Here is a 19,676-nt window from a genome sequence, read left to right as displayed (position 1 = left end):
ACGGGAATCCGTAACCTCCTCCGCGACATTCGGAAATCATTCCGAAAGTTTCGACGATCCGTGATCCATGATCTCCGCCCTTCCGAACGGCCCCCGCACACCGATTCAAGGACCGGGATGACATGACCATGCCTTTGAGATGCCTGGCGAGAACGGCCGCCGCCGGACTCGTGGCCGTGGCCGCGCTGACGACCGCGGGCCACACCGCCGAAGCCGAAGCCGCCGCCGACACACTCGGGTCCGCCGCGGCCGGCCAGGGCCGCTACTTCGGCGCCGCCGTCGCCGCGAACCACCTCGGCGAGGCCGACTACGCCGCCACGCTGGACCGCGAGTTCACCTCGGCGACGCCCGAGAACGAGATGAAGTGGGACGCCACCGAACCCAGCCGCGGCACCTTCACCTTCACCGCCGCCGACCGGGTCGTGGACCACGCCCGGAGCCGTGGCATGGACGTGCGCGGCCACACCCTCGTCTGGCACTCCCAGCTGCCGTCCTGGGTGGGCGCGCTGGGCGCCGCCGACCTGCGCACCGCGATGAACGGCCACATCAACGGCCTGATGGGCCACTACAAGGGCGAGATCCACAGCTGGGACGTCGTCAACGAGGCGTTCCAGGACGGCGGCAGCGGCGCCCGGCGCAGCTCGCCCTTCCAGGACAGGCTCGGCGACGGCTTCATCGAGGAGGCGTTCCGCACCGCCCGCGCCGCCGACCCGGCCGCCAAGCTCTGCTACAACGACTACAACACCGACGGCGTCAACGCGAAGAGCAATGCCGTCTACGCCATGGTGAAGGACTTCAAGTCCCGCGGTGTGCCCATCGACTGCGTCGGCTTCCAGTCCCACTTCAACAGCGCCTCCCCGGTCCCCGCCGACTACCGGCAGAACCTCCAGCGCTTCGCCGACCTCGGCGTCGACGTGCAGATCACGGAACTCGACATCGAGGGCTCCGGATCGGCCCAGGCCGCCAACTACACCAAGGTGGTCGACGCCTGCCTCGCGGTCGACCGCTGCACCGGCATCACCGTCTGGGGCGTCACCGACAAGTACTCGTGGCGCAGCGGCGGCACCCCGCTGCTCTTCGACGGCGAATACCGGGAGAAGCCCGCCTACGACGCCGTCCTGACCGCCCTCGGCGGCTCGGGCGACCCGGGCGACCCCGGTGACCCGGGCGACCCCGCGGCGAGTTGTACGGCCGCCTACACCAGGACCGCGGACTGGAGCAGCGGCTACAACGGCCAGGTCACCATCACCGCGGGCGACGCGCCGATCAGTTCCTGGACCGCGACGGTCACCCTGCCCTCGCCGCAGTCCGTGTCGTCCCTCTGGAACGGCACGCCCACCTGGACGGGCAACGTCATGACGGTCCGCCCGAGTTGGAACGGCACCCTGGCGGCCGGGGCGTCGACCAGCTTCGGATTCACCGTGGCGAAGAACGGCAGCGGCGCCGCGCCCACGGTCGGCGGCTGCACCGCCTCCTGACCGGTCCCGCGCGCCGGACCGCCCGCCGCCCGAGAGGGCCCCGGCGGTCCGGCGCACCCGGGCCGCGCCTGTCCGAAAAAGGGCGTGTCCGGCGGAAGTTGGGGCAGAGGGATCGTGAAAGCCTCGCCGGTGCGTATCGTGAGGGGCCGGGGCGTCGCTCCCCCACACGGCCCCGACCGGACGGTGAGGCTCTGTATGACTCCGGCGCACGGACCCGATGCCGCGGACACCTCCGACGTGTCCACGGTGGTGGAGTTCAGGGGCGGTTCGGCGATGATCCCGGCCTCCCGGGACGTCGTGCACCGCTTCGTCACCCTGCTCGCCGAGCTGGGCGTCGACCTGGCCGACACCTTCCTGGACACCGCCCGCCTGGTCGCCAGCGAACTGGTGACGAACGCGCTGCGGCACGCGCCAGGACCCTGCCGGCTGGCGCTGACCCTGGTGGACGACCGCGTGGAGATCGCGGTCTCCGACACCGGGGACGCCTTTCCCACGTTCCTGCCCCGCGACCCCCTGCGGGTCGGCCGGCACGGCCTGGAGATCGTGACCCGCCTGTGCGGCGAGGTGATCACCAAGCCGCACGAGAAGGGGAAGACGGTGTACGCGCGCCTGCCGCTGACCTGACCTCCCTCAGTCGGTCAGCGCCTGTTCGACGCTCGGGAAGCAGGCGATGAGCCCGTCGACGCCCACGAGCCGCAGCACCCGCTCGACGGCGTCCCGCGGGGCCGCGAGCCGGAGCCACACCCCGCGGGACTCGGCCTCCCGGTGGGCGGAGATGAGCACGTTGATGCCGCTGGAGTCCAGGAAGCCCACCTCGCCGAAGTCGACGACCGTGCCCGGTGCCGACTGCACCGAGGACAGCAGGACGTCGCGCAACTGGCCGCTGCCGTCGAGATCGACCTCTCCGGCGAGGATGACGATGCTGACGCCGTCGCCCGTGGTGGTACGGGTGATCAGCAGCCGCTCGGGTACTGCCGGTCCCTCGATGTCCGCCACGCTGCCCTCACCTCTCGCATATGCCCGGCCGTCCATGGTGGCTTGATGTTAAGGCTCTTCGCGGTCCGTGGGGCCCACTTGTGCGGACCCGGGCCGACGGGACCGGCGGCACCGGTTTCGACGCGCGCGACGGCGCTCCTCTGACTACCGTCGAGGTGTGGTGGCTCATACATTCGAGGAGCTCGTGCACAAGCGTCGCGCGGCGGACCAGGCACAGCACCGGGTCGAGGAACTGCGCGACTCGTACGGGCCTCCCACGCAGCATCGGTGGACCCCGCGGCAGTCCCACACGTACGAGACCGCCGTGCGGGCCTGGCGCGACCTGGACCGGGACGCGCGGACCGCGATGTCGGAGTACGTCAAGGAGGGAGGCCGGTCCCGGCACAAGATCGAGGCGAACGTCTGCAAGGCCGTCCAGGACGGGGGCCAGGGTTCCTGACCGGGCGCGATGCGGGTGCGGCCGTCCTCAGTCGTGCCGCGCCATGGTCTCGCCGACCAGGTCCCGTACGGCGTCCAGGGCCGCCGCGCGGTCCTCGGGCACCAGGCCGATGCGGGTGCGCCGGTCGAGGAGGTCCGCCTCGTCGAGGGCGCCCTCGTGGCGCAGCGCCCACAGCAGCTCGGCGCCGGTGACGGGGTGAGCCGGCAGCACCCGTTCGGCGAGCCGGGGGTTCCGGGCGGCGAGGGCCTGCACGTCGGGCGCCTCGGTGCCGTAGCGCCGCACCAGGCGGTCCGGCGCCCGCACCGTGGCCAGGGCCTGCGGGGCGGCGGCGCCGACCAGGGGCAGGGCGGCGGTGGGGGAGGGGCCCGCGGTCAGGCCGCGGGCGGCGACGGCGGCGTTCACCGCGTCCTCGGCCATGCGCCGGTACGTGGTGAGCTTGCCGCCGACCACGGTGATCACGCCCTCCGACGAGGTGAGCACGGCGTGCCGGCGCGAGACGTCCGCCGTGCGGGGCCCGCCGCCCGCCCGGTCCGGCGAGGTGGTGTCCAGCAGGGGGCGCAGACCGGCGAAGGCGCCCACCACGTCCTCGCGGTGCACGGGCACGTCCAGTACCGAACCGAGCACGTCGAGCAGGAAGCCCACGTCGGTCTCGGGCACCTCCGGCACGTCCGGGACGTCGCCCTCCACGGGTTCGTCGGTCAGACCGACGTAGACCCGGCCGTCGCCCTGGGGCAGGACCAGGACGAAGCGGTTGGTCTCCCCGGGGACCGGCACGTGCAGGCCCGCGGGGAGCGGGCCGAGGTGGTCGGAGCGCAGGACGAGGTGGGTGCCGCGGGAGGGGCGGACCCGGATGCCGTCCACGAGGCCGCCGGCCCACACCCCGGAGGCGTTGATCACCGCGCGGGCCCGCACCACGCCCTCCTCGCCGGTCAGCTCGTCGCGTATCCGGGCGCCGGACGAGGTCAGCTCCAGCGCCCTGGTCCGGGTCAGGATCCGGGCGCCGCGGGCGGCGGCGGTGCGGGCGAGCGCGGTCACCAGCCGGGCGTCGTCGGTGAGCCGGCCGTCCCAGGACAGCAGGCCGCCGCGCAGCCGGTCGGAGCGCAGCGCCGGCGCGAGGTGCCGGGTCTCCACGGCGGAGAGCCGGCGCGGCGCGGGCAGCGTGGCCCGGGCCGTGCGCGCCGCGAGCCGCAGGGTGTCGCCGGCCCGGAAGCCGGCCCACGCCAGCGCGGCCTGGCCGCGGGAGACCAGCGGCGTCAGCGGCAGCACGAAGGGCTGGGCGCGCACCAGATGGGGTGCCGTGCGCTCCATCAGCACCCCGCGCTCCACCGCGCTCTCGTGGGCGACGTCGAGCTGCGCGGAGGCGAGGTAGCGCAGGCCGCCGTGGATGAGTTTGGAGCTCCAGCGGGAGGTGCCGAAGGCCAGGTCGTGGGCGTCCACGGCGACGACGCTCAGCCCGCGGGCCGCCGCGTCCAGGGCGGCCCCCGCGCCGGTCGCGCCGAGGCCGACGACCAGGACGTCCACGACGGGACCGCCCACGGTGTCGGCCAGCTCGCGGGCGCGCCGTGCGGCGGACAGGGAGGCCGCCCCGGCGGCGGGGCTGCTGGTGGGGCTCATGGCGTGAGGGTCCTTTCCAGGATGGTCCGCAGCTCCGCGAGGAAGGCCGCGGAGGTCAGCTCGTCGTCGTCCTCGTCGGTCATGGTCCGCAGCGACAGGGCGAAGGACTGGACGACCAGCAGCACGGACCGTGCCTGCCGTTCGGGGTGCGCCCGGCGCACCGAGCCGTCGGCGTGCCCCTGTCCCAGCGCGTCCTCGAGCAGCTCCAGCAGGGCTTCCTGGCTCGCTCCGCGCCGGTCGAGGACGTAGGGCAGGAGCAGCTCGGGGTCGACGTCGACGATCTTGCGGAAGAGCGGGTGGGCGCGGAACCCCTCCACCCCGGCCACCAGTCCCTCGACGAGGCGCGGGCGGGTCCCGGTGCCCGGCCGGGGCTCCGGGATGGCCCCGGTCGCCACCGCGATCCACTCGCGGGTCATCAGGTCGCCGACCAGGGACCGCACGTCCGGCCAGCGCCGGTACAGGGTCATCCGGGAGACACCGGCGCGGCGGGCGACGTCGGTCATCGTCGTGCGGCGGACCCCGACGGCCATCACGCAGTCGCGGACGGCGTCGAGCACCGTGTCGTTGTCCGAGGGGTTCGGCCGGGTCGAGTGGTTGTGACGGTTGGGCGTCATGTGTAACAGTGTAACGCCCCGCCGGGTGGTGCGGCAGGCATCCCCAGAAGCGACCGTGAGGACGACAGGCCATGGACATGCTGTGGAACGGCTGGGGCGACCCGGCCAGGGCGACACCGCTGCCGGACACGGTGACCGGGCTGCTGCGCGAACTGCTCGGCGTCAAGCCCCGCGACGCCGCCCCGCTCCCGCTGGCGGAGATCGACGTCCCCGAGTCGCCCCTGGACGAGGCCGCCCGCCGGGCGCTCACGGCGGCGGTCGGCGGCCGTGCGGACGACGTGCGCACCGACGCGGAGACCCGCGTGAGGCACACCCGCGGCAAGTCCACCCCCGACCTGCTGCTGATGCGGACCGGCGACGTCACCGACACCCCGGCCGCCGTGATCCTGCCCGACGGCCACGACGAGGTGCTGGCCGTGCTGGAGACCTGTGCCGAGCACCGGCTGCCCGTCGTCCCCTTCGGCGGCGGCACCTCCGTGGTGGGCGGCCTCGCCCCCGGGCACCGCGGCGCCTTCGTCGCCCTCGACCTGCGCCGCATGAACCGCCTGCTCGAACTGGACGAGGTCTCCCGCACCGCCCGCCTGCAACCCGGCCTGCGCGCCCCCGAGGCCGAGGCGCTGCTCGCCGCGCACGGGTACACCCTCGGCCACTTCCCGCAGTCCTACGAGTGGGCCACCATCGGCGGCTTCGCCGCCACCCGCTCCAGCGGACAGGCCTCCGCCGGTTACGGCCGCTTCGACGAGATGGTCCTCGGCCTCACCCTCGCCACCCCCGAAGGCACCCTGGTCACCGGCCGCGCCCCGCGCTCGGCCGCCGGACCCGACCTGCGCCAGCTCGTCCTGGGCTCGGAGGGCGCCTTCGGCGTCATCACCTCCGTCACCGTCCGCGTGCGGCCCGTACCCGAGGTCCGCCGCTACGAGGGCTGGCGCTTCGCCTCCTTCGACGCGGGCGCCGCCGCCCTGCGCAGGCTCGCCCAGGACGGCCCGCGTCCCACGGTGCTGCGGCTCTCCGACGAGACCGAGACCCTGATCGGCCTCGCCCAGCCCGACGCCCTCGGCTCCTCCCTCGACCGGCAGGACGCCGGATGCCTGGCCGTCGTCGGCTTCGAGGGCACCGAGGCCGACACCGCGCACCGCCGCGAGGAGGCCGCCGCCGTCCTGCGCGAGAGCGGGGGCACCTTCGCGGGCGAGGAGCCGGGGGAGCGCTGGGCCCACGGCCGCTACTCGGCGCCGTACCTGCGGGACTCCCTCCTCGACGCCGGGGCGCTCGCCGAGACCCTGGAGACCGCGACCTACTGGTCCCGCGTCCCCGCCCTCTACGCCGCCGTCCGCGACGCGCTCACCGGCACCCTCACCGACGCCGGCACCCCGCCGCTGGTCATGTGCCACATCTCGCACGTCTACGAGAACGGCGCCTCCCTGTACTTCACCGTCGTCTCCGCCCAGGGCGACGACGCCGTGGCGCACTGGACCCGGGCCAAGCACGCGGCCAACGAGGCGATCCTCGCCGCGGGCGGCACCATCACCCACCACCACGGCGTCGGCACCGACCACCGGGACTGGTACGTCCAGGAGGCCGGCCCCCTCGGCATCGCGGCCCTGCGCGCGGTCAAGCACAGCCTGGACCCCGCCGGCGTGCTCAGTCCGGGCGTCATGCTGCCGGCGGACTGACCCCGCCGACCGGCACCCCGCGCACCCGTGAGACAACAGTCCGGCACCATCCGTCAGCCCGGAGGCACATCGATGCGACAGTTCACCGCCGTCGTCAACCCCACCGCGGGCGGCGCCACCTCGGCCGCCGCGCTGCTCGGGGTGGCCCGGTTGCTGCGGGAGGCGGGCGCCGGGCTGGAGACCGAGTACAGCCACAGCCTCGCGCACGCCCGGGAACTCGCCCGGCGCGCCGGTGACCGCGGCCGGGTGGTGCTCGCCGTCGGCGGCGACGGGATGGCGGGCGGGATCGGCGGCGCGCTCAGCGGCACCGGGGCCCTGCTCGGGCTCGTCCCGGCCGGGCGCGGCAACGACTTCGCCCGCGCGCTGAAGCTGCCCACCGACCCGGCCGGGCTCGCCCGGGTACTGCTCGACGGCGAACCCCGCTCCGTCGACACCATCGAGGTCACCTCGGCCGTCCACGACCGCGCGGTCGTGCTCGGCAGCGTCTACGCCGGGGTCGACGCGCTCGCCAACCACCACGCCAACAGCGCGCGCCTGCTGCGCGGCACGGCCTCCTACTACGCGGGCGCGCTGCGCGCCGTCGCCGGCTGGCGCCCGACCCGATACCGGGTCACGGTCGACGGCGAGGAGCACGCCTTCACCGGCTACACCGTGGTGGCCGCCAACTCCGGCTACTACGGCTTCAACCGGCTCATCGCGCCCGCCGCCGAGGTGGACGACGGCCTGCTGGAGGTGGTGATGATCCACGACGCGCCGCGATGGCTGTTCTTCAGGCTGATGAACGAACTCGAGACGGGCGCCCACGTCCACCGCCCCCAGGTCCGCGTCCTGCGCGGCAGGGAGATCCGCATCGAGGCGGACCGGCCGATACCCTACGGCGCCGACGGAGAGGTCGAGGCCGCCGTCCCCGTCACCGCCCGGGTACTGCCCGGCGCCCTGCGCGTACTGTCGGAACCCGCGCGGACGTCCTAGGCCGTGTCCGCGGAGTGCGTCACCGCCACCGGGCCGAACGAGACCCGGGTGCGGCCGCCGTCGTGCGTCCAGACCACGTCGACGTGGCTCTCACCCGGCACGACCTCCGTGACGGCCTCGGTGATCGACATGGTCACCGGCTCACCGGTGAGTGCCGCCAGGCAGACGTGCAGGGTGGTCCCGCCCGCCTCGCCGGACAGCCGGGGCAGCTCGGCCCACGGCACGTACGCCGTGCCCTGCGGGGCGCGCACCGTCTCGGTCCCGGGCAGCCAGCCGTGCAGTCCGTGCAGCCCGGAGACCAGGGGCTCCTCGGGGCCGGTGGCCCACCCGGTGTGCGTGACCCGGGCCCCCCGCGGCGCCCCGACGACCCGGTGCACCCGCAGTTCGTACGGACCCCGGGCCACCGTCACGCTCTCCACCCGCAGCCCCGGCACCATCGGGGCGCCGCCGGTGAAGACGGGCCGGTGCCAGGACGCCGCCCAGCCCCAGCCGTCGCCCTGCCCGGCGCCGAGCGGGTGGACGCGGCGCCGGACGCTGCCCCGGCCGCCCACCTCGACCGACAGGTGGTTGTCCGCGGCGTTCTCCCCGGCCGTGGGGCCCGTCCGGGTCGAGTAGGCCTGCCGGCCGTAGTGCGGGTCGTCCTGGTCCGCCGACTCGCCCTCGTGCGGCCGGACATGGTCGCTGCCGTGGTTGTGCAGCCGGACGATCCCGTCCTCGCGCGTCGACTGCACCAGCAGCCCCGGCGCGGCGAGGGCGAGCACGCGGTCCGTCTCCTCCACCGGCGCCGGCTCCTCGGGCGCCGTCCACAGCGGGTGGCCGGCCGGGGCGAGGAGCGACACGAACGCCTTCGACGCCCAGTACGGGGAGGCCGGTCCCGAGTACGGCTGGAGGGTCGCCTCGTGCGGGCCGAACCACCCCAGGCTCAGCAGCCCCTCGTCGCTCAGCGCCCCGCGGTCCATGAAGTACCGTAGGCTGCCACTCACCAGCCGCCGCGAGGCACCCGGCGACAGCGGGGTGTGCCCGGTCAGCGCGCCCAGGCCCACGGCGGACGACGCCGCGAAGCGGTAGGTGAGCGAGCGGCCGTAGTGCAGCGGCGCGCCGTCGGCGCCGAACATCAGGGCGAACCCCTCCAGGTGGGCCCGCAACCGCTCCCCGTACCGGCCGAGGGCGTCGGCGTCGCCGCCGAGGTGGGCGTCGAGCACGGGGTACAGGTGCAGCGCCCAGCCGTTGTAGTGGTCGAAGGCGCGACCGTCGCCGTCGGCGTACCAGCCCCCGCCCCGGTACCAGCCCTCCATCAGCTCCAGCGCCCGCTCCCGTGCCGCGGCCGTCTCCGCGTCGCCGCGGCCGACCGACTCCAGGAACCCGGCGACCGTGTACGGGAACAGGTACCAGTTGTTCGGCGCCGGCACGTGCCGCAGCGCGCCGCGCAGCCACTCCTCGACCCGGTCCTGGACCCCGGCGTCGAGGTTCTTCCACAGCCACGGCGAGGTCAGCCGCAGCCCGAGCGCGACCGACGCCGACTCGACCATCGGCTGGCCCTGCACGTCGTGGTCGAGGATCAGCGGCCAGGACTCGGTGTCGTCGCGGCCGGGGGTGAGGGTGCCCGAGGCGAGGCCGCGCGCGTAGCGGCCCAGCCAGTCGTGCGGGTCCTCGCCGTCGGCGCCCGCGACCCGGAAGGCGGCCGCGAGGAACGTCCGCGCGAAGCCTTCCAGGCCGTCGGAGCGCACACCGGAACGCGACGGGCGTCCCGGCAGGTCGAGCAGGGCGCCGCCCGGGGTGCTCCAGCGCCACGCGGCCCACAGCAGTCCGTCGGCGACGGCCTCCCAGTGGGCCCGGGTCCAGCCGGTGTACGGGCTCGACGCACGGTCCTCGGTGGGCAGTTCGAACGGGATGCTCATGCCAGGAACGCCAGCCTTTCGCGTCGTACGGGATGGAGGAAGCCGGCACCGGACGCCCAGCGGGTCGTCTCGGCGAGCGCGAGGTCGGCCAGGCGGCGCCACTCGTTGCCCTCGGAGCCGGCGAGGTGCGGGGTGATCAGGGCGTGCTCGCAGTCCCACAGCGGATGGTCCGGCGGCAGCGCCTCGGGGTCGGTGACGTCCAGCACGGCCCGGATCCGGCCGGCCATGGCGGCGTCGGTGAGCGCCTCTTGGTCGACGACCGCCCCGCGGGAGGTGTTGATCAGCACCGCGTCGGCCGGCATCGACTCGATCAGCGCGCGGCCGACCAGCCCGCGGGTCGTGGGCAGCAGCGGGGTGTGCACGCTGACGGTGTCGCAGCGTGCGAACAGCTCCGGCAACTCGACGCGTTCCACGCCCAGTTCGGCGGCCTCCGCGTCGCTGACGTACGGGTCGTGCAGCAAGACCTCGATGTCGTGCGGCCGCAGCAGTTCCACGACCCGGCGGCCGATCAGCGAGGCCGACAGGATGCCGACCGTGCGCCGGTAGTTGCCGACGCCGCGCGAGGTGCGCAGCCAGTTGCCCCGGGTCCGGGTGGCCCGGTAGTCGCGGGCCCGCTCCAGCACCCGCTTGCCGCTGAGCAGGATCATGCCCAGGGTGTACTCGGCGACCGGCAGCGCGTTGGCCGCGGCGGCCGAGGAGACCTCGACGCCCCGCTCCCAGCACGCGTCGGTGACATGAGCGCGGATACTGCCCGCCGTGTGCACCACGGCCCGCAGCCCCGGAGCCGCCCGCAGCACGTCCGCGTCCAGCGGCGGACAGCCCCAGCCGGTGACCAGCAGGTCCACGTCGGCCAGCACGGACCGGGCCCGCGGGGTGGACAGGTCGTCCAGCACCGGGAACGGCGCGAGTTCGCAGACCCGGCGGAACGCGCCGAGCGACTGGGGGTCGAGGACGGCGGAGGCGGCGTCCGGGGACATGGCCACGGCGGCACGGGGCCGGAAGACGGGTCCGGGGGCGTACGGGGTCACTTGACGGCTCCGGCGGTCAGGCCGCTGCGCCAGAATCGCTGGAGCAGCACGAAGGCGAGGATGAGCGGCAGTACGGCGAGCAGTGAACCCATGATCACCACGGGGTAGTACTCCGGCGACACGGACGCCGAACTGTTCCACTGGTACAGGCCGAGACTGACGGGATACAGGTCCTGGTCGGACAGCATCACCATGGGCAGGAAGAAGTTGTTCCAGATCGCGGTCAGCTGGAAGAGGAAGACGGTGATCAGGCCAGGGCCCAGCATCCGCAGCGCCACCCGGACGTACGTGGTCAGCTCGCCCGCCCCGTCCACGCGCGCCGCCTCCAGCACCTCGTCGGGCACGTAGCCCCGCGCGAAGATCCGGCCCAGGTAGACGCCGAACGGGTTGAACAGCACCGGGATGAACACCGCCCAGAAGGTGTTCACCAGGCCGGCCTCGGACGCCATCAGGTACAGCGGCAGCGCGAGGACCGTCTGCGGCACCATGACCGCCGCCAGCACCAGCCCGAACAGCTTCTCCTTGTGCCGGAAGCGGTACTTGTCGAAGGCGTAGCCGCAGGCCACGCTCACCAGCGCGCCGAGGGCCGCCCCGAGGACGGCGTACAGCAGGCTGTTGACGTACCAGCGGCCGTACAGCCCGCCGTCCATGGCGAACAGGTCGCCGAGGTTCTGGAGGAACGAGAAGTCGCTCAGGGAGAGCAGGTCGCTGCTGAACAGGGCGTCCCGCGTCTTGCCGGCGGCGAGCACCAGCCACAGCACGGGCAGCAGCGTGTAGAGGACGGAGACGGCGACGACCACGTTGACCGTGAGGCGGCCCAGCAGTCTCGGGCGGAGCAGCGAACTGTCGGTGGCGCTCATCGGGCCTCCTCGGCGTCGGCGCGGCTGGTGAAGCGGGTGACGCCGTAGGACAGGGCGATGGTGCACACCAGCAGGACGACCGAGGCGGCCGCCGCGAGACTGTAGTTGTTGCGGGTGAAGGCCGCGTCGTAGATGTACATGCTGGGCGAGAACCGCGAGCTGATCATCGGCGAGGACTGGCTGAGCAGCATCGGCTCGGTGAACAGCTGGAGCGCCCAGATCAGCGTGAAGATCGACACCATCACGATGGAGGCCCGCACCAGCGGCGTCTTGACCTGGAGCGCGGTGCGCACCGGCCCCGCGCCGTCGACCACGGACGCCTCGATCACCTCGCGCGGCACGGCCTGGAGGGCGGCGTAGAAGACCACCATGTTGTAGCCGAGGTTGCTCCACAGCGCGATGTTCACGATGGACGGGAGCACCGTGTGCACGCCGAGGAAGTCGATCGTGATGTCGCCCTTCGCGAACAGCTCGATGACCGGACTGATGCCGGGCGTGTACAGGTACAGCCAGATCAGCGCGGCGATGATGCCGGGCACCGCGTGCGGCAGGAACAGGCCGAGCTGGGCGAAGGCGCGCAGCCGGACCACGCCGGAGTCCAGCAGCAGGGCGAGGACGAGCGCACCGACGACCATCAGCGGGATGTAGATCAGGCAGTACAGGGCGACCGTACCGAGCCCGCCGAGGAAGGTGGGGTCGGTGAGCACGGCGGCGTAGGAGCGCAGTCCGACGAAGACCGTGCGCTCGGGACCGAAGCCGAGTCCGGGCTGGTCGTCGCTGTAGAAGCTGAGGTAGACGGCGGTGCCGACGGGGATCAGGAAGACGGTGACCAGCAGGGCGAAGAACGGCGTCATCAGGACGCCGCAGGCGGCCAGTTGGCGCCGCTTGGCGGCTCTGCGGGCGCGGATGCCGGAGGCGGAGGGCTCCGGGGCGGCGGCGCGGGTCGCGCCGGCCGGCACCCGTGAGTGGGTCGTCGTGGTCATGGGTGTCACCTGCCTTTCGTCGGCTCAGGTGCTGCGCTGGGTGGTGGACAGGCCGAGGGCCCTGAGGTCGGGCATGGTGCCCTCCTGCGCGGTGCGCAGCGATTCCACGAGGCTGCCCTGGCCGCCGCTGACGCGGGCGAAGGAGTCCTGCATGACCTTCTGGGTCGCGCTCATCCGCGGCCCCCACAGCCACTGCTCGCCGATCTTCTCGGCCTCCTGCTCGAACAGGGTGTAGATGTCCTGTCCGCCGTAGTACGAGCGGTCGAAGGCGTCCCGTCCCACCGGCACCAGGCCGGGTGCGGCCGGGTACTGGCTGCTGGTGCCGCTGGAGAGGCGGGCGCGCAGCGCGTCGGGGTGGGAGACCTGCCACTCGATGAACTCCATGGCGGCCTCGGGGTGCCGGCTGTCCTTGGTGACCGCGAAGGTCGACCCGCCGTGCGTGCCGGCGGACGGGCTGCCGGTGTCCCACTGCGGCAGCGGCGCGATCCGCCACTGGCCCTTCTGCCCGGGCCGCGCGTTCATCTGCGCGCCGGCGTCCCACGCGCCGCTGAGCCGGGTGAGGACCAGCCCGTTGCCGATCTGCGCGTCGGACTGTCTGCTCTCGACCGCGTTCATGAAGACGTGGTCGCGGTCGATGAGACGCTGCCAGTACTCCGCGACCCGCCGGGACGGTGCGTCGGCGAGGGACACGTTCCAGGCGCCCCCGGAGGTGTCGAACCACTGGGCGCCCGCCTGCCAGGCGTAGCAGGCGAACTGCGTCATCCCGTCGGACGGGAACAGCACCAGCCGCCGGTCCGGTGCCTTGCGGCGCACGGTCGCGGCCTGCTCGGCGAACTCGTCCCAGGTGCGCGCGACCTGGAGCCCGTAGCGGTCGAACAGGTCGGCGCGGTAGTGCATGACCATGGGCTCGACGTCCAGCGGCACGGCGAACACGCGGTCCTCGAACGTGGTCAGTCCGAGCGCCTGCGGCAGCAGCTTGCGGCGCAGGCCGTCGCTCACCAGGTCGGTGATGTCGCGTGCGACTCCGTCGATGGCGTACCCCGGGACCTGCGGATACTCGATGGTGGCGACGTCGGGCGCGTTCCCGGCCCGGGCGGCGTTGCTGAGCTTGGCGTAACCGCCCTGCCCGCCGGAGGGGATCTGCTGGAAGTCGACCTGGATGGTGCGGTGTGTGCGGTTGAACGCGTCGACCACCTCCTGGCTGCCGCGCAGGGCGGACCAGAAGGTGACGCGCGTGGTGGTTCCGGTGCGGGCCGACGATGCGCCGTTCCCCCCGCTGCAGGCGCTCACGGCTCCTGTCAGGGGTACGGCGGCCATCGCGGCGAGCACGGACCGACGGCTCTGTCGTCCGGGCATGGCGCCTCCCGCGGCTCCTGCGTGTCCGCGGGGGTGCGGCCACGACTGTTCGGGACACGGGAATCCTGAACGCCCCGACTCAAACGGTCAAGAGATCGATCAGAAGAAAATTAAACGCTCAAACGCTCACTCGGTCGGCGGGCCGATCGGCAGGCCGGTCTGCAGCTCGGTCGGCTGCTCGGACAGATACTCGGTCGATCCGCGCACCATCAGCCGCGGCAGCAGCTCGACGCGCCGGCCCGGCCGGGTCCCGGGCGGCTCGGACAGCCGCTGGAGCAGCAGCTCCGCAGCCGTGCGTCCGACCTCGGCCTTCGGCGGCGCGACGGCCGTCAGCGGCGGCGAGCCCAGCCCGGCCACCACGTCGTCGTACGCCACGACCGAGCAGTCCTGCGGCACCCGCACCCCCTCCTCCGCCAGCCGCTGGACGATCATCAGCGCGTCCACGTCGCCGTGCAGCACCATGGCGGTCGCCCCCACCTTGCGCATCAGCGCGGGCAGCTCGGCCGTCTCGTCCGCCGCGTACGGCCCGTCCACCCCGGCCTCCGGCGAGACGAGGGTCCACGCCCACCGCTCCACCAGGGGATGCGCCCCGGCGATCTCGGTGAACGCGGCGCGCAGCGAACGGGCGGTGGGACTGTCGTGCCGCGTGGCGAACACGATGCGCCGGTGACCGAGGCCCACCAGGTGCTCCACCGCCAGGTGCGCGCCGTACCAGTGGTCCGAGCACACCGAGTCCAGGGCGTGCAGCGCGCTGCCCCGCCACGGGCGGCGCTCCATCAGCACCGTCGGCACCCCGGTCCCGGCGAGCCACTCGTGGTCGGCGGCCTCCTCGGCCCGGCCGCGCCAGCGCGGGGCGATCAGCAGCCCCTGCGCGCCGTCCGCCAGCGCCCGCTCCACCAGGGGCCGTTCGGCGCCGGAGGCCTGCGGCGCGAGGTGCAGGGCTATGCGCAGCCCCGACTCCTCCAGGACCGTGCGCGCGCCGTGCAGGGTCTCCGTGAGGTAGGAGTGCCGTACCGGAACCACCACCGCAACCCGGTCCCCGGCCGCCCCGCCGGTGTCCGCGGGCGCCTCCCGGTCCGGCAGCGTGGACCGGACGACCCCGTGCCCGCGCGCCAGCCGGCCCTCACGCGTCAGCTCCTCCACGTCCCGGCGCACGGTGACCACCGAGACCTGCAACTCGTCGGCGAGGTCCCGCACCCGCGCGGTACCGCGCGCCTGCACCGCCGCCAGGATCCGCTGGCGCCTGAGATCGACCGGCTCCCGCATCAGGTCTCCCCACCCGTGAATGTTCGTTTGAGCGATTCTTCGCCATCATAGCGATCGCTCGTGCGGGGTGCCCGTGCGTTCCTGCGGGCCTAGGGCTCGGGGTCCGCGAGGAGGGGGCCCAGCGGGCCCAGGTCGAGGTTCAGGTCGGCACGGCTCAGGCCGTGCTGGGCGCACAGGTCGTCCATCCGCTCGTCGAGCAGCATGAGCGCCGTACCGAGCCGGTCCTCCTGCGCCGCGCTGAGGGTGCCCTCGTCGAAGCGGCGCACGGCCTGACGCTCCATGAGCTGGCGCAGCAGTTCTACGACCGTGAGCACCAGGGCGGCCAGGTCGTTCGTGACCCGCTCGGGGTCCAGGTCGAGGGCGTGCTCCCGGCGCCCGGTCACAGCGGACCGCTGTCCGGCCAGGGAGCGGGCATCCGCTCGCTCACCGACGCCAGCAGCGCGTGCAGGGAGATCCGCACCAGCGGCACGTCCGCGATCGCCAGGACGAGGTCGCCGCTGACCACGACCCCGGTCGCCAGCACCCGGTCCAGCAGGTCGACGAGGGGCACCCCGACCGGCGCGTACGGCTCCGGGCCGCCCCACGGTACGGGGGCCGGGCCCGGCGTACGGCTGTCCGCGACGGTCATGCGGGGACCTCCTGGCCGGGGTGGGCGTCCGGTTCCTCGTCCCAGCGCGCGAAGGAGTACGGGATCCACGGTCCCGAGGCGTCGACCCGTACGGCCGGGTGCCGCAACTCGGCGGTGAGCCCGGCCAGGGCGCGGGTGAAGGCGGCGCGGTCGGCGTCCTCCACCAGGTAGGCGGCGTTGAGGAGTTGCGGGGCGCGGCGGCCCGTCAGCCGCTCGCTCTGCGGCCGGTGCCGGGTCGCGGCGACGGCGTACCGCCGCAGCTCCGCGTCGACGGCCTCCGCCTCGGCCCGCGCCCTCCCGTGCGCCTGCTGCCGGTCGCGCCGCCGTGCGCTGGCCCGGCTCAGGTAGGCACGCCCACCGGAGCCGGAGCCGGAGCCGGAGCCGGAGCCGGAGCCGGAGCCGGGGTCGGCGGGGGCCTTGGGGAGGTCGTCCGCCGTTCCCTCGGCGGCGTGCACCTTCACCGCCCACTCGGTGCGGTTCCGGAGACGGTCGAGCAGAACCTCCAGCACCGGCCGCCGGTCGGAGACGGCCCGCACCGCCGACCGGTCGCCGCGGTACAGCGTCGCCATCGGCAGGGGTACGACCGCACCCCGCCCCGCCGCGGCCTCGACGGCCCGGTGGTGGGCGCGGGCGCAGCGTTCCAGGTCGGTGGGCCGGTTGAGGCGTTCCGCCAGGGCCTCCTCGTCGAACAGGGCCGCGGGGACGTCCTGGACGACCAGGCACAGACCGCCGCCCGCGTCGAGCACGCGCAGCGGACCGCCCTCCTCGTGACCGGTCGCCGAGGCGAGCGCGGCGGGGTCCGGCGGGGTGCCCGTGACGGCGAAGGCGCAGACGATGCCGGGCTCCACCCCCACGTCCGCGCTCACCGGGCGGCTCCCGACGTCTCCTCGACGGCGGCCGCCACGTCGTCCTCCTCGTCGTGCTCCAGGGCATCGTCCAGGGCGTCGAGCCGTGCCCGCAGGCGTGCGTTCTCCTCGACGAGAGCGTCCCGCGCGGCCCGGGACGACAGGGCAGGGTCGGTCTCCCACCAGTCGATGCCCGCCTTCTTCGCGGTGTCCACCGAGGCGATGAACAGCCGCAGCCGGATGGTGAGCAGTTCGATGTCGAGGAGGTCGATCTTGATGTCACCGGCGATGACGATGCCCTTGTCGAGGACCCGTTCGAGGAGGTCGGCGAGGCTGCCGGTGGCGGGTGGACAGGCCAGGGGGTCCGGGTCCGCGTAACGGTGGTCGAGGTCGGTCACCGGGCGCTCCTCGCCAGGTCAGCGGCGTCGGCGGCCACGGTCCTCGTCCTCTTCATCCTCTTCGTCTTCGTACTCACTGTCCTCGTCCTCGTAGTCACCGTCCTCGTCTTCGTCCTCTTCCTCGTCGCCTTCCTCGTCGTCCTCGTACTCGTCCTCGTCGTCGTCGGTGGTCTCCTCCTCCATGGCCTCCTCGTGGGTCCGGACGACCTCGCCGTCACGGATCTCGCCGCGCCAGCCCTCGACCTCCTCCTCGTCCACCAGCGTCACGTGCCGCGCAAAGTGCTTCAGGTCCAGCCGCAGCCGGCGTCCCTGCGCGCGCCAGAGGTTGCCGGTCTTCTCGAAGAAGCCCGCCGGGTAGTACTCGCAGACCACGACCACCCGGGTCAGCCGGGGCGCCAGCTTGTGGAACGTGACCACGCCGCGGGTGCTGCCCTTGGCGCCCTCGGAGGTCCACACGATCCGCTCGTCGGGGACCTGTTCCTGGACGGTCGCCTTCCAGCTACGGCTGGACGGGCCGACCTTGAGGTTCCAGTTGCTGGTCACCTCGTCCTCGGCGCTGACGCTGCGGACGCCCTTGGTGAAGTCGCTGAACTCCTGGAGCTGGGTCCACTGGTCGTAGACGGTGCGCAGGGGAACGCCGATGTCGACGACCTCCATGATGTGCGTCGCCTTGATACTGCCGCTGCCGCTCTTGCCACCGCCCCCGCGCTTGGAGCCGCCGTTACCGCCGTCGTTGCCGTTGCCGTTGCCGTTGGCAGAGGCGGTGAGGCGATCGGTGAGGCCGCCGATCCGGTCACCCGCCTTGCCGACGAGGCTGTGCCCCCTGGCGGAGAGGTACCCGCCGAGGGCGTCCTTGAGGCCCCCGAGGGGGGACGGGGTGTCCTTGTCCTGCCGGTCGGGGGTCATCCGCGTCCACCTCCGCGCCTGCGTGAACTCGCGGCCTTCTTCGCGGGCGCGGCCTTCTTCGCGGCCTTCTTGGCCGTCTTCTTCGCGGGGGGCGCGGCCTTGCGCGGCGGAGCCTTCTTGGCCGTACGCCGACGCGGTGCGGGTTCGGGCTCGCGGTCCTCCTCCTCGTCCTCCTCGTCGAGGTAGGCGTCCTCGTCCTCCGTGTCCTTGTCCGGGCCCTCCTCGTCCCCGTCGTCCCTACGGCCCTCGCCGGTGAGCGCGTCAGTACGGTCGCGGAGGGTGTCCGCGAGACCGGTGAGCCGTCGGTTCGCCGCGGCGGTGGCGGCCGCGCGCCCGGCGGTCAGCAGCTCGCCGCGCAGCTGCTCGGTGAGTTCGCGGAGCTGCGGCACCTGCTGGAGCCCGCCCAGTCCCTGGGACAGCAGGTCGCCCGGCGACAGGCCGATGCGCCGCCCCGCGAGGTAGGAGCCGACCGCGAAGGCGAGCTTGGCCTTCTTCGTGCGCCCCAGGAGGTATCCGCCTGCCATGGCTGCCGCCAGGGCCGTCTTGCTGTCGCTCATACGTGCCTTCTCTGCGCTCGGTCCATGGTGGTCGTACGGCCGCCCGGGCGGGCCGGACGGGCCCGGCGTTCGAGGAGGGCGAGCAGCCGCTCCTCCTCCCGTTCGAAGGCCGCCTCGTCGATGGCGCCCTCGTCCAGGGCCCGGTTCAGCGCGGCCAGCCGCGCCTGGACGGCGCGCGGGTCGTGGGCCTGGCGCCGGGCCTCCTGGAGCAGGTGGTCGGCGATCCACGCCGTGCCGCGCACCGGCGCGAGGGGCAGCAGCAGGAGCCCGCTCACGATGCCCACCCCGTCACCGCCCCGCCGTCGCGGGACGCGGTTCGACGAAGCTGTAGCAGGGCAGGGGGCCGGTCACGCTGAGCGTCAGCCGGTCCCCGCAGGCACGGGCCCCCGCGTCCACCGCCTCCCGGAACCGGCGCTCGTCACCCGCGCGCAGCAGGAACGACGCGCTGAGCACCTGCTCGCCGTCGGTCGTGCCCCCGGCCGTGCGCACCGCCAGCGGCGTCAGACGGTCCAGGACCTCCCGCGCGGCGCGCCGTGCCTCCCGGCGTACGCCGAGGGCGAGCGCCTCTCCCAGCCGGACGTTGGCCTCGTAGTCGGGACGGCGTCGGGTCCGCAGCGCCATGGACCGCAGGCTCTCGTCCCGGCGTACCAGATCGGCGAAGTGGCCCGGCACCACGGTGCCCTTGACGTTGAGTTCGACGCATCCCCGCACCTCTTCGAGCTGTTGCGCCAAGTGGGCCGAGTCGGCGCGCAGTTGGGCGAGCAGAGTGTCGGTCCGGGGGCTGAGGACCGCGAACCGCATGGGCAGCAGCGGTCCCTGCGCCGCCAGTTCGTCCAGGACGGCCTGGTGGGCCAGCAGGTCGCGGCGCCGGGGCAGGAGCCGCGCCGGCGCGTCCGACACCGCGGCGCACAGGCCGGAGTCGGTCAGCAGCCGCACGGGGGCGCCGTCGACGCCGGGGGAGCGGGGTGCGCGGACCCCGGCGGGCGTGATGCCGTAGACGTAGAGCGACTTCAGCACGGTGCCGGGGGCGGTGGTGGTGGTGACGGGCGCGGTCATGCGTCCTCCCTACGGGTGCGGCGGCGGGGTCGGTCGCGGGGGGGGGGGGGGCGGGCGCCCGCCACCTCCCGCGAGGGGACCCCCGCCGGCCCGGGGACGGCGCCAGCACCCC

Annotated in this window: 22 protein-coding genes; 5 read left to right on the top strand and 17 right to left on the bottom strand. The window is 73.8% G+C overall.

Annotated elements, in window-relative coordinates:
* The first annotated feature begins 122 nt into the window (after window positions 1–122).
* Both ACFC1X_RS33625 and ACFC1X_RS33620 read left to right on the top strand, forming a co-directional pair.
* Window positions 123–1,478: an endo-1,4-beta-xylanase gene (locus tag ACFC1X_RS33625; protein ID WP_376361259.1), complete on the top strand. Its 1,356-nt coding sequence runs from the start codon at window positions 123–125 to the stop codon at window positions 1,476–1,478.
* 195 nt (window positions 1,479–1,673) lie between these two features.
* On the top strand, window positions 1,674–2,102 hold the full coding sequence (locus tag ACFC1X_RS33620) for an ATP-binding protein (protein ID WP_376361256.1): 429 nt from the start codon (window positions 1,674–1,676) through the stop codon (window positions 2,100–2,102).
* A gap of 6 nt (window positions 2,103–2,108) precedes the next feature.
* On the opposite strand, the gene ACFC1X_RS33615 is transcribed toward ACFC1X_RS33620, so the two are convergent.
* Window positions 2,109–2,474 (bottom strand): STAS domain-containing protein, encoded by a 366-nt coding sequence (locus ACFC1X_RS33615; RefSeq protein WP_376361253.1) that lies wholly within the window; start codon window positions 2,472–2,474, stop codon window positions 2,109–2,111.
* Window positions 2,475–2,658: 184 nt separating this feature from the next.
* Here ACFC1X_RS33615 and ACFC1X_RS33610 point away from each other — a divergent pair, with 184 nt between their 5' ends.
* A complete protein-coding gene (locus ACFC1X_RS33610) occupies window positions 2,659–2,913 on the top strand; it encodes a hypothetical protein (RefSeq protein ID WP_376361250.1) in 255 nt (84 codons plus the stop codon).
* A gap of 27 nt (window positions 2,914–2,940) precedes the next feature.
* Here ACFC1X_RS33610 and ACFC1X_RS33605 read toward each other — a convergent pair whose 3' ends face one another.
* A complete protein-coding gene (locus tag ACFC1X_RS33605; protein ID WP_376361247.1) occupies window positions 2,941–4,527 on the bottom strand; it encodes a glycerol-3-phosphate dehydrogenase/oxidase in 1,587 nt (528 codons plus the stop codon).
* Complete coding sequence (locus ACFC1X_RS33600; RefSeq protein WP_376361244.1) at window positions 4,524–5,141, bottom strand: TetR/AcrR family transcriptional regulator; 618 nt, start codon at window positions 5,139–5,141, stop codon at window positions 4,524–4,526. The genes ACFC1X_RS33605 and ACFC1X_RS33600 overlap by 4 nt, the downstream gene beginning before the upstream one ends.
* Before the next feature lie 71 nt (window positions 5,142–5,212).
* Here ACFC1X_RS33600 and ACFC1X_RS33595 point away from each other — a divergent pair, with 71 nt between their 5' ends.
* Both ACFC1X_RS33595 and ACFC1X_RS33590 read left to right on the top strand, forming a co-directional pair.
* A complete protein-coding gene (locus tag ACFC1X_RS33595; protein WP_376361241.1) occupies window positions 5,213–6,811 on the top strand; it encodes an FAD-binding oxidoreductase in 1,599 nt (532 codons plus the stop codon).
* A 72-nt stretch (window positions 6,812–6,883) separates the two neighbouring features.
* Window positions 6,884–7,783, top strand: a complete 900-nt coding sequence (locus ACFC1X_RS33590; RefSeq protein WP_376361238.1) for a diacylglycerol kinase family protein — start codon at window positions 6,884–6,886, stop codon at window positions 7,781–7,783.
* Here ACFC1X_RS33590 and ACFC1X_RS33585 read toward each other — a convergent pair.
* The 14 genes from ACFC1X_RS33585 to ACFC1X_RS33520 form a co-directional block, all read right to left on the bottom strand.
* Entirely contained in the window at window positions 7,780–9,681 is a 1,902-nt protein-coding gene (locus tag ACFC1X_RS33585; protein ID WP_376361235.1) for a DUF2264 domain-containing protein, read from the bottom strand. The genes ACFC1X_RS33590 and ACFC1X_RS33585 overlap by 4 nt on opposite strands.
* Window positions 9,678–10,709: a hydroxyacid dehydrogenase gene (locus tag ACFC1X_RS33580; RefSeq protein WP_376361232.1), complete on the bottom strand. Its 1,032-nt coding sequence runs from the start codon at window positions 10,707–10,709 to the stop codon at window positions 9,678–9,680. Before ACFC1X_RS33580 ends, ACFC1X_RS33585 begins: the two co-directional genes overlap by 4 nt.
* On the bottom strand, window positions 10,706–11,569 hold the full coding sequence (locus ACFC1X_RS33575; RefSeq protein WP_376361229.1) for a carbohydrate ABC transporter permease: 864 nt from the start codon (window positions 11,567–11,569) through the stop codon (window positions 10,706–10,708). Before ACFC1X_RS33575 ends, ACFC1X_RS33580 begins: the two co-directional genes overlap by 4 nt.
* The gene (locus tag ACFC1X_RS33570; protein ID WP_376361226.1) at window positions 11,566–12,552 is read right to left on the bottom strand and encodes a carbohydrate ABC transporter permease; all 987 of its coding nucleotides are present in this window, start codon (window positions 12,550–12,552) and stop codon (window positions 11,566–11,568) included. The genes ACFC1X_RS33575 and ACFC1X_RS33570 overlap by 4 nt, the downstream gene beginning before the upstream one ends.
* A 24-nt stretch (window positions 12,553–12,576) precedes the next feature.
* A complete protein-coding gene (locus ACFC1X_RS33565; RefSeq protein WP_376361223.1) occupies window positions 12,577–13,908 on the bottom strand; it encodes an extracellular solute-binding protein in 1,332 nt (443 codons plus the stop codon).
* Window positions 13,909–14,034: 126 nt separating this feature from the next.
* On the bottom strand, window positions 14,035–15,174 hold the full coding sequence (locus ACFC1X_RS33560; protein ID WP_376361220.1) for a substrate-binding domain-containing protein: 1,140 nt from the start codon (window positions 15,172–15,174) through the stop codon (window positions 14,035–14,037).
* A gap of 89 nt (window positions 15,175–15,263) precedes the next feature.
* Window positions 15,264–15,557, bottom strand: coding sequence for a gas vesicle protein K (locus tag ACFC1X_RS33555; RefSeq protein ID WP_161330103.1), 294 nt, complete (start codon window positions 15,555–15,557; stop codon window positions 15,264–15,266).
* Complete coding sequence (locus tag ACFC1X_RS33550) at window positions 15,554–15,802, bottom strand: gas vesicle protein (RefSeq protein WP_376361217.1); 249 nt, start codon at window positions 15,800–15,802, stop codon at window positions 15,554–15,556. Before ACFC1X_RS33550 ends, ACFC1X_RS33555 begins: the two co-directional genes overlap by 4 nt.
* Entirely contained in the window at window positions 15,799–16,668 is an 870-nt protein-coding gene (locus tag ACFC1X_RS33545) for a GvpL/GvpF family gas vesicle protein (protein WP_376361215.1), read from the bottom strand. The genes ACFC1X_RS33550 and ACFC1X_RS33545 overlap by 4 nt, the downstream gene beginning before the upstream one ends.
* Window positions 16,665–17,045 carry a gas vesicle protein gene (locus ACFC1X_RS33540; protein WP_376361214.1) on the bottom strand — a complete coding sequence of 127 codons (381 nt, stop codon included), beginning with the start codon at window positions 17,043–17,045 and terminating at the stop codon, window positions 16,665–16,667. The genes ACFC1X_RS33545 and ACFC1X_RS33540 overlap by 4 nt, the downstream gene beginning before the upstream one ends.
* Window positions 17,046–17,063: 18 nt before the next feature.
* The gene (locus ACFC1X_RS33535; RefSeq protein ID WP_376361211.1) at window positions 17,064–17,951 is read right to left on the bottom strand and encodes an SRPBCC family protein; all 888 of its coding nucleotides are present in this window, start codon (window positions 17,949–17,951) and stop codon (window positions 17,064–17,066) included.
* Entirely contained in the window at window positions 17,948–18,508 is a 561-nt protein-coding gene (locus ACFC1X_RS33530; protein WP_376361208.1) for a hypothetical protein, read from the bottom strand. Before ACFC1X_RS33530 ends, ACFC1X_RS33535 begins: the two co-directional genes overlap by 4 nt.
* Window positions 18,505–18,792 (bottom strand): gas vesicle protein GvpG, encoded by a 288-nt coding sequence (locus tag ACFC1X_RS33525; protein WP_376361205.1) that lies wholly within the window; start codon window positions 18,790–18,792, stop codon window positions 18,505–18,507. The genes ACFC1X_RS33530 and ACFC1X_RS33525 overlap by 4 nt, the downstream gene beginning before the upstream one ends.
* A 4-nt stretch (window positions 18,793–18,796) precedes the next feature.
* Window positions 18,797–19,564, bottom strand: coding sequence for a GvpL/GvpF family gas vesicle protein (locus ACFC1X_RS33520; protein ID WP_376361203.1), 768 nt, complete (start codon window positions 19,562–19,564; stop codon window positions 18,797–18,799).
* Window positions 19,565–19,676 lie beyond the last annotated feature (112 nt).

The sequence above is a fragment of the Streptomyces sp. NPDC056128 genome (genome assembly GCF_042263835.1).
Lineage (GTDB): Bacteria > Actinomycetota > Actinomycetes > Streptomycetales > Streptomycetaceae > Streptomyces.
Note: the sequence above shows the minus strand (reverse complement) of the source record. Positions and strands in the feature narration are given on the sequence as shown.